General features: G+C 71.7%; 8 protein-coding genes. 3 read left to right on the forward strand and 5 right to left on the reverse strand.

The window, feature by feature from the left end:
* Positions 1-24 precede the first annotated feature (24 nt).
* Positions 25-2,091, reverse strand: coding sequence for a family 43 glycosylhydrolase (locus ACNYC2_RS13125; RefSeq protein ID WP_419707440.1), 2,067 nt, complete (start codon positions 2,089-2,091; stop codon positions 25-27).
* 190 nt (positions 2,092-2,281) lie between these two features.
* On the opposite strand from ACNYC2_RS13125, the gene ACNYC2_RS13130 reads away from it, so the two are divergent.
* Entirely contained in the window at positions 2,282-3,448 is a 1,167-nt protein-coding gene (locus ACNYC2_RS13130; protein ID WP_419707441.1) for an aminotransferase class I/II-fold pyridoxal phosphate-dependent enzyme, read from the forward strand.
* Positions 3,449-3,463: 15 nt separating this feature from the next.
* On the opposite strand, the gene ACNYC2_RS13135 is transcribed toward ACNYC2_RS13130, so the two are convergent.
* The 3 genes from ACNYC2_RS13135 to ACNYC2_RS13145 all read right to left on the reverse strand — a co-directional run bounded on the left by ACNYC2_RS13135 (position 3,464) and on the right by ACNYC2_RS13145 (position 9,052).
* A complete protein-coding gene (locus ACNYC2_RS13135) occupies positions 3,464-5,251 on the reverse strand; it encodes an RICIN domain-containing protein (protein WP_419707442.1) in 1,788 nt (595 codons plus the stop codon).
* A gap of 178 nt (positions 5,252-5,429) precedes the next feature.
* Entirely contained in the window at positions 5,430-6,665 is a 1,236-nt protein-coding gene (locus ACNYC2_RS13140; RefSeq protein ID WP_419707443.1) for a DNA polymerase IV, read from the reverse strand.
* Positions 6,560-9,052: a DUF1963 domain-containing protein gene (locus tag ACNYC2_RS13145; RefSeq protein ID WP_419707444.1), complete on the reverse strand. Its 2,493-nt coding sequence runs from the start codon at positions 9,050-9,052 to the stop codon at positions 6,560-6,562. Before ACNYC2_RS13145 ends, ACNYC2_RS13140 begins: the two co-directional genes overlap by 106 nt.
* 64 nt (positions 9,053-9,116) lie before the next feature.
* Between ACNYC2_RS13145 and recQ the strand changes: the two genes are divergently transcribed.
* Together recQ and ACNYC2_RS13155 are read left to right on the forward strand one after the other, a co-directional pair.
* Positions 9,117-10,973, forward strand: a complete 1,857-nt coding sequence (gene recQ, locus ACNYC2_RS13150) for a DNA helicase RecQ (protein WP_419707445.1) — start codon at positions 9,117-9,119, stop codon at positions 10,971-10,973.
* Positions 10,974-11,067: 94 nt separating this feature from the next.
* Positions 11,068-11,370, forward strand: a complete 303-nt coding sequence (locus tag ACNYC2_RS13155; protein WP_419707446.1) for a hypothetical protein — start codon at positions 11,068-11,070, stop codon at positions 11,368-11,370.
* A 16-nt stretch (positions 11,371-11,386) separates the two neighbouring features.
* Here ACNYC2_RS13155 and ACNYC2_RS13160 read toward each other — a convergent pair whose 3' ends face one another.
* Positions 11,387-12,085 (reverse strand): hypothetical protein, encoded by a 699-nt coding sequence (locus tag ACNYC2_RS13160; RefSeq protein WP_419707447.1) that lies wholly within the window; start codon positions 12,083-12,085, stop codon positions 11,387-11,389.
* Positions 12,086-12,135: the final 50 nt, after the last annotated feature.

Here is a 12,135-nt window from a genome sequence, read left to right on the forward strand (position 1 = left end):
TGGGCGGTGGCGCTGAGTGGTGAGCTACGGGGCGGTCAGGTCGAACCGCCGCACGGTGACCTCTCCGCCGAGGGAGCTGGTGGCGTAGTTGAAGATCCCGAAGCGGTAGCCCATGAAGAACTGCCACGAGTTGCCGAGCGTGAAGCCGGGGCCGAGCCGGGTGAACGTCACGCCGTCGGTGCTGTAGGAGAACGTGGCCTGCCGCCCGGAGCCGGGCCGGATGTCGGCGGTGGCCCGCAGCCAGATCCGGCCGCCGCTGACGGCCGCGCTCGCGGCCTCGGTGCCGGTGCCCGTGGTGTTCCAGCTGCTGTTCATCGACAGGCCGTTGGTCATCGAGACCCGGGTGACGCCGTTGTCGCGCCTGACCCCGATCCACGCCGAGGAGTCCCGCAGCATCGCGAGCCCGGCCCGGTCGCCGTCGCGCATGGTGCTGTGGTCGAGCTCGATCGTCGCGGTGGACGACGGGCCCTGGATGCGGTGGGTGAGCGTGTTGCGGGCGTTGTAGAGGTCGTTCGTGACCGTGGCGGTGCGCAGCCGCAGCCCGTTGCTCACCGTGAACCTGTTCGGGTCGGGGTTGTGGTTCCACTCCCAGCGCGGGCCGAGCGCGGGACCGGCGAACGTGTCGGGCCCGATCATCGACGCCACGGTGCGCGACGTCGTGATGTTCGGCCTGGGGTACGTCGTACCCCAGGCGCCGTTCACGGTCTGCACGGTGGGCCAGCCGTCGGCGCTCCAGCTGATCGGGGCGAGGGCCGGCACCCGGCCGCCGGGGTACGCGTCGACGAACGCCATGTAGTACCAGTCGCCGTTCTGGGTCTGCACGAGGCCGCCCTGGTGCGGCACGCCGCCGCCCGGGATCGGGCCGGGCAGGTCGAGCAGCACCTGGCGCATCTCGTAGGGCCCGAACGGGGAGGTGGACCGCAGCACGAACTGCCCGTTGGCCGGCCGGGTCAGCCAGATGTAGTAGTAGCCGTTCCGCTTGTAGAACCGGGCACCCTCCAGCGTGCCCACGCTCGACGGCGTGCTGAACACCTGCTGGCTGCGCACCTGGCTGAACCCGTCGTCGGACAGCTCGGCCACGTGGATCGTGCCGTTGCCGTAGGCGACGTACATGGTGTCGTCGTCGTCGACGAGCAGCCCGGCGTCGTAGTAGCACCCGTTGATCTGGGCGCGCTTGGTCCAGGCGCCGTCCACCGCAGTGGCCGTGTAGACGTACGTGCGGTTGAACTCGACGCAGCCGATCCAGTAGTAGGTCTGGTTGCTGGGCCGGTAGCCGAACGCGGACGCCCAGATGCCCTTGACGTAGGCCCGGCCACCGGCGAGGTCGTACGCGCTGGACCCGAAGTCCAGTCTCGGCACGGAGTGGCCGGCGTACTCCCAGCTGACGAGGTCGTACGAGCGCAGGATCGGCGCGCCCGGGGAGTAGTGCATCGTGGAGGCGGAGTAGTAGTACGCGTCGCCCACCCGGATGATGTCGCCGTCGGCGAAGTCCTGCCAGACGACAGGGTTGGTATAGGTCCTGGTGCCCGGCCCGCTGCCGACCTTGACCAGCTGCCACTGCTGGTTGCTGCCGTTCCAGTCGGTGTACTGGACGATGTTGCCGCCGTCGGTGGTGGACGCGCCCTGGACCTCGACGGCCTTGCCGCTGTGGCGGGCGATCAGCTGGACGTGACCGTCCGTGTCCTGGAGGCTGAACTGCTGGTTGGTGGAGTTGTTGTCGGTCCACTGGACGATCGAGGCGCCGTCGGCGGTGGATCGGCCGGAGACATCCAGGACCTTGCCGGACAGGCGTGACTTGAGCCGGTAGTAGCCGTTGCCGGAGTCGACGAACTGCCACTGCTGCTGGTCGCCGTCGTTGCGGGACCACTGGGTGACGCGCGCGCCGTCGTCGGTGGCGCGGTTGTACACGTCCAGGGCCTTGCCGCTGTTCCGGTTGACCAGCAGATACCACGCCGTGGGATCGACATCGGCAGCCGAGGCCGCCGGCGACGGCGCGAGCGGCAGAGCCAGGCCGACGAACGCGACGGCGGCCGAGGCGACGAACGCGGCGGTGGGACGCCGGAACCGAGCTGCACTTCGGGAAGGCATCATTGACTTCCTCTCACTGTGTGAGCGCTAACATCAGGGCGATACTGGCAGGCGCTCACCCTGAGGGCAATGGTCAGACGAGGAGTTAAACGATTTTGCTTCACCCCGCATCTGCTCCTGGCGGCGCCCCCAGTTCGGGGGCATCATGAGGAGCGTCGGGGGGCGGCCGGTATCTCGCGAGAGGAACTGCGGCATGGAGCTGTCGAAACGAGCCCTCGCGGCACGCGACGCGATCGAACCCGTCACGTCGTTCTTCCTCTCGCTGCGCGCGAGGGACGGCATGCCCGACGTCGTGGACCTGACGTTCGGCGACCCGCACGAGATGCCGCTGCCCGCGTTCGTCGACGCGCTGCGGGCGAACCTCGAGCCGCGCGCCGAGGACTGGTTCGCCTACAAGAGCAGCCAGGCGCCGGCACAGGAGGCGGTCGCCGCCGGTCTGCGGGACGAGCTCGGGCTGCCCTTCGAACCGGACGACATCGCCATGACCCAGGGCGCCTTCGGTGCCATCTCGGTCGCCTTCCGGCTCGTCGCCGACGTGGGCGACGAGGTGGTGATCCCGCAGCCGGGCTGGTTCTACGCCCCGATGCTCGGCGCCGCGGACCTGGTCGCCGTCAGGGCGCCGCTCGACCCGGACACCTTCGACCTGGACGTCGACGCCGTCGCCCGGGCGATCACGCCCCGCACGCGCATCGTCGTCGTCAACTCGCCGGCGAACCCCACGGGCCGCGTCTACAGCAGGGACCGGCTGGCCGAGCTCGCGGAGGTGCTCGAGTCGGCGTCGGTACGAGGCGGCAGGCGGATCTGGCTGCTCTCCGACGAGCCCTACCGGCGGATCCGGTTCGGCGGCACCGGCTTCACGAGCCCCGCCGCCTGCTACCCGTGGACCCTCATCGACTACAGCTACGGCAAGGTGCTGCTCGCCCCGGGCCAGCGCCTGGGCTACCTCGCGCTCTCGCCACTGATCCCCCACGCGGAGCGGGCCGAGCTGCGGGCCGCGATGCTGCCGCTCCAGATGGGGATGGGCTGGGGCTTCCCGGACGCCCTCATGCAGTACGCCGCGCCCGCCCTGGAGACCGTCTCGATCGACGTGGCGGAGCTCGAACGGCGCCGCGACCTCATGGTGGGTGCGCTCGGCGACGCCGGGTACGCACTCACCGTCCCCGAGGGCGCGTTCTACCTGTGGGGCGCGGCGCCGGGCGGCGACGCGACCGCCTTCGTCGCCGCGCTCGCCGAACGCGGCGTCTTCGTGCTGCCGGGCACCGTGTTCGACAGCCCGGGCTACTTCCGGATCAGCCTGACTGCCACGACACCCATGCTCGAGCGGGCGCTCCCGGCCCTGCGTGCGCTGGGCCCCGGCTGAGACCGGCCGGCCGGTTCAGCTCTTGCCGGCCAGGCGCCAGACCTGGTTCTTCTTGGTGGCCAACGCGCCGGCGGAGTCACAGGTCCACTGGTGGACCAGTGCTCCGGCGGCGGCGGAGATCCCGCTGACGTCCACGCACTTGCCGCTGTGCACCGCGACGAGCTGGTAGTCGTTGCCGGCGACCTGCCGCAGCGTGAACTGCTGGTTGGTGCCGCCGTGGCAGGTCCACTGGGTGACGGCCGCGCCGTCGGCGGTGGAGACGCCGCCGATGTCGAGGCACTTGCCGCTGTGGCGGTTCACCAGGGAGTAGGTGTCCGCCACCCCTGACACGGGGCGGAAGTCGAACCGCTGTTCCGCACCGGTGCCGCAGGTGTGCTGCCGGTACTGGGTGCCGTCGGCGGTGCTCTGGTCGGGGTCGTCCAGGCAGTGCCCGCTGTGCTGGGCGACGGCGGTGGACGAGAAGGCGGTCTGACCGGAAGCGAACTGCCACCAGTTCATGTTGAACAGGAACCCGCTGTCGCCCGCGAAGCGCAGGTACAGGTCGTGGGTCCCGGCCGCACCGGTGACAGGGCACGAGACCGTGCTCCAGGTCTGCCAGCCTCCGGTGCCTGGCACGGTGCAGGTCCCGACCGTCGGCCCGGTAGGACTGTCCAGGTGCAGCTCGACCCGGCCGCCGTTGGTGTTCGAGGCCACCCTGGTGGTGAACGAGCCGGCACCGGAGCCGAAGGCCACGCCCTTGACCTTGATGTAGTCGCCGTTCTCGATCCAGCTGACGTTCATCCCGCCCTCGCTGGAGGGTTCGGTCTCGATGCCGCTGCCCCACGCGATGGTCTCGGCTTCCTGGCGGACATACGGATTGAGCGTGCCGACCTGCGGCGCCCCCGCCGTCGTCATGTTCATCGTCGGAATGGTGCCGTCGGCGTTATAGCTGAACTTCTCCACCGCGACCGACCGGGTGAAGCCACCGCCGCCCGGGAGGGCGCCGTTGTGATAGAAGAAGTACGAGCTGCCGTTGAAGTCGACGACGCCGGCGTGGTTGGTGAAGCTGCTGCCCTGCGAGGGCATGACGGTGCCGCGATACGTCCACGGTCCGGTCGGGCCGGGCGAGGTGGAGTGGGCGATGAACTCGGAGCAGCACTTCGCCGCGAACACGTTGTAGTAGAGGCCGCCTCGCTTGTAGACCCACGAGCCTTCCTCGTACAGGGTGGGGCGGTTCGCGTCTCCCGTGCGGGTGCCGTACCCCGCGGTGGTGAGCGGTATCTGCGTCGGGCTGCCGGAGTACGAGATCATGTCGGCGTTGAGCCGCACGTACCAGAGGTTCGGGTTGCCGTAGTAGAGGTACGCCTGGCCGTCGTCGTCGATGAAGACGGTGGGGTCGATCTCGGCGTTCTGGATCAGCGGACCGCCGATCGCGTCGCGGAACGGTCCGGTGGGGCTGTCCGAGACCCCGACCCCGATGGCTCCCGCTCCGTTGGCCATCCGCACCGGCACGTACCAGTAGAACTTGCCGTTGCGCTGGATGGCTTGTCCCGCCCAGGCGTCCGCGCTGGCCCAGCTGAAGGTCTCCAGGCTCATCGGCGAGCCGTGATCGGTCCAGTTCACCATGTCCGACGAGGACGACACCCGCCAGTCACGCATCGTGAAAGTCGTCGAGTTGTCCTCGTCGTGTCCGGTGTACAGGTAGACCCGGCCGTCATGGACCAGCGGTGACGGGTCGGCCGTGTAGATGTGCTGCACGATCGGGTTGTCCGCCTGGGCCGCGGGCGAGAGCGATGCCGCCAGGCACAGGAGGATCGACGTCAAGGCGAGGACGCGTCTCGATGACCGCTGAAGGGTGAGTTTCCCTGTTCGAGTCGATCGAGAACCAGAAATCGATGGTGAGCTGGAAAGGGCAGACATGATCCTCCTTGATCAATGCCGGAATTGTGAGCGCTAACAACGTCACACGTCAAGGGTCTGACGTCATACGCCGGAGTCCCGGTCACAGATCGTGCTCGGCCAGCTCCCGGAACTCGTCCGGCACGGCACCGCCGCGGCGCAGCACCACGGGCAGGTAGCCGACGGCGTCGCCGCCGAACCGCGTGCGGATCGCGTCCATCGACTCGTCGACGGCGCGCCGTGCCGCCCCCTGCGCGGAGCCCGGCCGCCACAGGTCCGTCGGCTCGAGGTCGAGCTCGAGCTGGATCGCCCGCTGTTCGGCAAGGTTCGAGACGGACACACCGAGCAGCGTGATCTCGCACGGTGCCGCGTCCTCGATCGCCGACCAGGCGAGCCGCTCGGCGACCTCGGTGAGCGTGAGCGTGGCCGCGACCGGCACGGGCAGCGTCAGGGACCGCGTCGCCCGCCGCATACCCGCGAACCGCACCGCGACCGTCACGGTGCGGCCCGCGCGCTCCTTGGCGCGCAGCCGCCGGGACACCCGGTCGGACAGGTGTGCCAGGACCGCCCGGACGTCGTCAGCCTCGGGCCTGCGCCGGCTCAGGGCGGACTGTGCCCCCACGGAGCGCGCGCGGCGGCTGGTGACGACGCGGCGGGGGTCCTCGTCGTGCGCCATCGCGCTGAGCTTGTGCCCGACGGCCTGCCCGAGGATGTGCTCCACCGCCGACGACGGGGTACGCGCCAGCTCACCGATCGTCCGGATGCCCAGGTCGGCGAGGCGCTGCTCGTTCACGGGGCCCACGCCCCAGATCAGGCCGACCGGCAGGGGGTCGAGAAAGGCCCGCTCGGCGCCGGGGTCGACGACGACCAGGCCGTCCGGCTTGGCCACCTGGGACGCGATCTTCGCGAGGTGCTTGGTCCGCGCGGCGCGGATCCGCGCGCCGATCGCGGTGGGCGGGCCGAACAGGTGCGTCGCACCGGCGACATCGAGGAAGGCCTCGTCGATGGAGATCCGCTCGACCGTCGGCGTGACGTCCGCCAGGACCGCCATCACGGCGTCGCCCAGCCGCTGGTACTCGCCGAAGTGACCTCCGACGAACACCAGGTCCGGGCAGAGCCGAACCGCGCGCCAGCCGGGCATCCCGCCCTGCACCCCATGCGCCTTGGCCTCGTACGAGGCCGCGAGGACCACTCCCCCGCGCGGCCCGCCGCCGACAGCGACCGGGCGGCCGCTCAGGGATTCGCGTACATCTGCACAACGACCCGGTCGAACCGCCGCTCCTCGAGGTCCTGGCGGGTGATGGTCCAGTACAGGATCCCCATCGGCACCCCTACCCACTGCGCGAGCACCACCCAGTCCTCCGGGCGGGAGTCGTGGCCGCCGTGCTCCTGGCCCGCCGACTCACGGGCCGGGTCCCCCATGCCGTCGAAGTCGTAGGCGTGGCCGCCGAGCTGCCACTCGCCGCCCTCGTCGGACTGCTCGGACCAGACGGCCTGCAGCGTCTCGGCGTGGGGGTGCGCGGCACGGGTCTCGGCGTCGAGCGGGCAGGACGGCAGGGACACGCCGGGGACCAGGCGCAGATCAGGGCTGTGGCGCAGGGACTCGTCCAGGTCCTCGGGAGAGCCGTAACCGTAGGCCTCGTAGTCGACCGAGGCCTCCCGCTCCTCGACCGGCGTCCCCGCCGGCACGTACACGGCGCCGCCTGCCAGCAGCTCGTCCTCCAGCTCGACGTTCGCGAACAGGAGCACCTGACCGTCGGGCGGCAGCGGCAGGTCGGTGGCACCTGGCGGGATCGCCGCCAGGTCGAGCGTCACGATGAGCTGCTGCTCGGCACGGTAGTCGGGCTCGAAGACCGTGGCAGGGGTGGGTACGTCCGGTGGGAGCAGCAGCGGGCTGCCGAGGCGGCCGACGACGGGGCCACCGCCGTCGGGCGCCGTACGCAGTGCCGGTCGCGCGAGCCCGAGCCAGCGGTCGACGTCGTCCGCGGGGACGCCCCGCTCGCGTGCCTGCTCCCGGAACCGGTCGAGCCACCACAGCGTGGCGGCGGGCAGGTTCCGGACGGACGCGGGCAGCACCCCCTCCCCGAACTCCCAGCCCGGCTCGGGTGCGGTCACCCCCGGCTCGCCCAGCTCCGCGAGCCACTCCGCGGCGGACGCGCGCGTGCTCGGGTCGCCGTCGGACAGCGCGGCCCGCGCGGCGGCCCGGGCATCCGGGTGCTCACCAAGTACCCGGCGGGCCAGCAGGCGATGGCGGTCCGCGCCCAGCGCGAACGAGGCGAGGCGCGGGACCAGCGCCTCGGGGGCCGCGGCGAACCGTTCGAGGATCGTCAGGATCATCGTCCTCGTGTCGACGGCGTAGTGGTGCGGGTGCCGCTTCCCGTCGCCGCCGTCGAGGTACTCGTCCGCGAGGTCGAGGCGTTCGGCGAACAGCGGCCACCAGCGCTCGGCGTCCTCGGGCGAGAGGCCGGCGCCGATCTTCCGGCCCTCGCCGTCCACGCGGGTGATGAGGAGCTCGGCGGTCCAGCGGTCCGCGTCGGCCATCCCGGCGGCGCGCCGTGCGTCCCGCAGGGCGCGCACGTCGGGCAGCAACGCGAGCCTGCTCTCGGCGACCTGCCAGGCGCGGTCCTCGTCCTTCCCGCTCCCTGGCCGCGATCCGCGCAGCGCACGCAGCTCCTCCGCGAGCGCCGCGTCCCGCGGCGCCGCGACGGGAGGCAAGGGGACGGCTGCCCCCGCCGAGCGCAGCACCCGCGCGCGGAAGACGGCCCGGCGCAGCAGTCGCTCTCGGTCCGGGTCCAGCGGCCCGCCGTCGGCCTCGCCGCCGGACAGGGCCTTCTCGATCGCGACGCCGCCGCCGTCCGGGTCGAGGTCGCCCAGTCGCGCGACGACGTCCGGCAGCCGGTCCGGCGGTGCGGTCCTGAGGTGCTCTCTGAGCGCGTCGACCTGCCTGGGCCCGTCGAGCCGGGACAGCGTGGCCAGCGCCTGGGCGCGAACGCCGGCGTCGACGTCGGCGGCCAGCTCGGCGACCAGGATCGCGTGCGCCTCCGGGCTGCGCGCACACAGGGCCGCCACATAGCTCCGGACGTGGAACTCCGACCCGGTGGTGACCTCCGCGAGCGCGTCGGTGTGCCGGGCGAGGTACGCGACGCCCGTGTCGCTCTCCAGCATGTGGTGCCGGCTGCGCGCCCAGTGCTGGTGGTCCACGTACAGCAGCGCCGACAGGGTGGCGTGCGCTGCCGACCGGCCGGGTGCGTCGCCGGCCCGGGCGATCTCCTCGACGAGGTCCGGGTTCCACCGCAGCCGGAGGTTCGCCGCGTCGGCCGCGTCCGTGGACGTGCTCGCCCGCCCCGCGTCGTGGGCCAGCGCGACCAGCCACGAGGGCTCACCGTCCTCCGGCCCCCGGCCGGAGGACGCGTGCAGGACCTGCCCGAACCGGGCGAGCAGGTCCACCGGCGCGCCCTGGTAGACCGTGCGCCGCGCGGCCTCGGCGCCCCTCCGGGTCCACCCGGGATGCAGCTCGACGACGGCGTCCGTGAGCTCGGCCGGCTGGTAGCCGTCCGGCTCGGCGACCATCTTCGTGCCGGGCGGCCGCTCGCGCAGCAGCTCCAGGACGCCCGGTCCGGCGCCGCGCAGCACGTGCTCGACCGCGGGGTCGAAGACCTGCGCGACCCGGAGCGGCGCGAGAGCCTCCCGCACCGCGGCCGCCGTTTCCTCGTCAAATGTGTACATACCGGGAGTTTATGGGCGGGGTCTGACACGCCCGGTGTCAGCGGTCCCTGGCACACTGGCGGCCATGACCCTTCCGGACGTCGCCCCCGCCCCGACCGCCACCGCGCTCGACGTGCTGCGTGACGTCTTCGGGTACGACGCCTTCCGCGGCGAGCAGCAGGACATCATCGACACCGTCGCCGGCGGCGGCGACGCCCTCGTGCTCATGCCGACGGGCGGTGGCAAGTCGCTGTGCTACCAGATCCCGGCGCTCGTCCGGCGCGGCACCGGCGTGGTGATCTCGCCGCTGATCGCGCTCATGCAGGACCAGGTGGACGCGCTGGACGCGCTCGGCGTCCGGGCCGGCTTCCTCAACTCCACGCAGGACCCGGGCCAGCGCCGCGCGGTGGAGCAGGCCTACCGCTCGGGCGAGCTCGACCTGCTGTACCTGGCCCCGGAACGGCTCGGCGTCGAGTCCACCGCGCGGCTGCTCGACCAGGGCACCATCGCCCTGTTCGCGATCGACGAGGCGCACTGCGTGTCCCAGTGGGGCCACGACTTCCGGCCCGACTACCTGCGCCTGAGCGAGCTGGCCGAACGCTGGCCGGGTGTCCCCCGCATCGCGCTGACCGCCACCGCCACCCACCAGACCCGCGACGAGATCGCCACCCGCCTGGGACTGACCGAGGCCAGGCACTTCGTCGCGAGCTTCGACCGCCCCAACATCACGTATCGCGTCGCACCCAAGGACAACCCCGGCAAGCAGCTGCTGGACCTGCTGCGCACCGAGCACCCCGGCGACGCCGGGATCGTCTACTGCCTGTCCCGCGCCTCGGTGGAGAAGACCGCCCAGCAGCTCACCGACCAGGGCATCCGCGCCCTGCCGTACCACGCGGGCCTGCCCGCCCACGTGCGGTCGGCCAACCAGTCGACGTTCCTGCGCGAGGACGGCGTCATCATGGTCGCGACCATCGCGTTCGGCATGGGCATCGACAAGCCCGACGTCCGGTTCGTCGCCCACCTCGACCTGCCCAAGTCGGTGGAGGGCTACTACCAGGAGACCGGCCGCGCCGGCCGCGACGGCCTGCCGTCCACGGCCTGGCTCGCGTACGGCCTGGCCGACGTCGTGCAGCAGCGCAAGATGATCGCCGAGTCCGACGGCGACCTCAGCCACCGCCGCAAGCTCTCGGCGCACCTCGACGCGATGCTCGCCCTGTGCGAGACCGTCGAGTGCCGCCGCGCCCAGCTCCTGCGCTACTTCGGCCAGAGCCACCCGGGCAGCTGCGGCGCCTGCGACACGTGCCAGAACCCGCCCGAGGCCTGGGACGGCACCGTCCCGGCGCAGAAGCTGCTGTCCGCGGTCTTCCGCCTGGACCGCGAGCGCAACCAGCGTTTCGGCGTGGGGCACGTGGTCGACATCCTGCGCGGGAAGTCGACGCCGAAGATCACGCAGTGGGGGCACGACAGCCTCACCGTGTTCGGTGTCGGCGAGGACCTGTCCGACGGCGAGTGGCGGTCGGTGGCGCGCCAGCTCCTGGCCCAGGGGCTGCTGGAGGTGGACTCGAACCACGGCACGCTCGTGCTCACGGAGGCCAGCGCTGAGGTGCTGGGCCGCAAGCGCGAGGTGCGGATGCGGCGTGACCCGGCCCCGACGGCGCGCAGCGCACGCAAGCCCGCGCGGTCCGGCGGCGCACGCCCGGAGGCGGCCCCGCTCTCGGACGTCGACCAGCCGGTCTTCGAACGCCTGCGGGCCTGGCGGGCCGCGGCGGCCAAGGAGCAGGGCGTACCGGCCTACGTCGTGTTCCACGACGCGACGCTGCGCGCGGTGGTCGCCGAGCGGCCGGCGGACCTGGACGCGCTGAGCGGGATCAGCGGCGTCGGCCAGGCGAAGCTGGAACGCTACGGCGAGGGGATCCTGACGGCGCTGCACGCCTCCGACTAAAGCCGCGAGGGCCAATCCCATGGCCATCGCCGCCCCGCGGACCTACGCTGGTCATGTCCCCAGTCCTGCGACGACGACGTGGCGGTGACGCGTCATGACCTGGAACTTCCTACCGCGTCCGGCGCGTGCGCCCGACCCGCTGGTGACGCTGCGCCTGCAGATCCGGCTCGGGGAGCTCGCGGCCGAGCTGCGCCGCGTCGAGGAGGACCCCGACGTGTACGCGCGGGCCCATCACTGGTTCGCCGTCCAGGGCGCCTACGACGCGCTGCTGCGCGAGGCGTGCCACCTCGCGGGGCTGCCCACCGAGACGGCACCGTTGCGCGCGGACGAGCGTGCCGGGGCCGGCGAGCGCCTGCGAGAGGAGCTGGAGCTCAGCTCGCGCGGCTGGTCGTGGTGAGAAGGCCTCTCGCGCCTCATAGAGGGGGCAGCGTTCCGGCCCAGGCTTTGAGGTCTCGCTGTGCGGTCTCGAACTGACCGAGCAGCACCGAGAACTCCGCGTCCTCGAACTCATCGCCGGAGTGCAGGTACTCATGGCGCGCTCGGTCAGCCACTGCGATGCGCCAGAGGTGCTCAGTGAGCAGCCGTTGCTCGCCGGCCGAGCTCTTCTCGGCCCGGGTGATCAGGCGTACGACCAGCTTGTCGGCGCCGAGCCGTGCGCTCCCCAGGGCATCGGGCGTCTCGAACCGCTGGAACTGCTGGACCGCTCGTTGTGCTCGCCTGTCGAACGGTACGACGAAGGCCAGGACGATCACCGCGTAGATCAACGTGGCGGGCACGGCGACGTCCGACAATGGATCCCTTGTCAGATCCCCCGAGCGGTTCGCCCACGACCAGACGGCGAACAGGACGGCCGGTGACAGGCAGAGCAGCAGGTTGGCCACTCGGGACCGCCGCAGCCAGGCCCGGGCTGTCCCCGCCATCTCGCCGAGCCGTGTCCGAATCCATTCGGCCTCGGATGGGTCGGTGCCCGGATCGATCACGACGACCGACCGCTGGGCGGCGGCGGACCACCCCTCTTCCAGGAGAGGAATGAGCACCGAGCCCGACCTCCCGATGACCCACACGAGGCCCAGAAAGAAGCCAGGCACTGGAGCCAACCAGACGTTCTGCACGAGCCCGAGGCTAGCGCCCGGTTGGCTGGTCCGCGGACACGCACGACCGC

It is taken from the genome of Promicromonospora sp. NFX87, assembly GCF_048564965.1.
GTDB lineage: Bacteria > Actinomycetota > Actinomycetes > Actinomycetales > Cellulomonadaceae > Promicromonospora.

Excerpts from the sequence above, each read along its gene's own strand:
- ACNYC2_RS13125 (WP_419707440.1), bottom strand. The coding sequence starts at position 2,091 with ATGATGCCTTCCCGAAGTGCAGCTCGGTTCCGGCGTCCCACCGCCGCG.
- ACNYC2_RS13130 (WP_419707441.1), top strand. The coding sequence starts at position 2,282 with ATGGAGCTGTCGAAACGAGCCCTCGCGGCACGCGACGCGATCGAACCC.
- ACNYC2_RS13145 (WP_419707444.1), bottom strand. The coding sequence starts at position 9,052 with ATGTACACATTTGACGAGGAAACGGCGGCCGCGGTGCGGGAGGCTCTC.
- recQ (WP_419707445.1), top strand. The coding sequence starts at position 9,117 with ATGACCCTTCCGGACGTCGCCCCCGCCCCGACCGCCACCGCGCTCGAC.
- ACNYC2_RS13155 (WP_419707446.1), top strand. The coding sequence starts at position 11,068 with ATGACCTGGAACTTCCTACCGCGTCCGGCGCGTGCGCCCGACCCGCTG.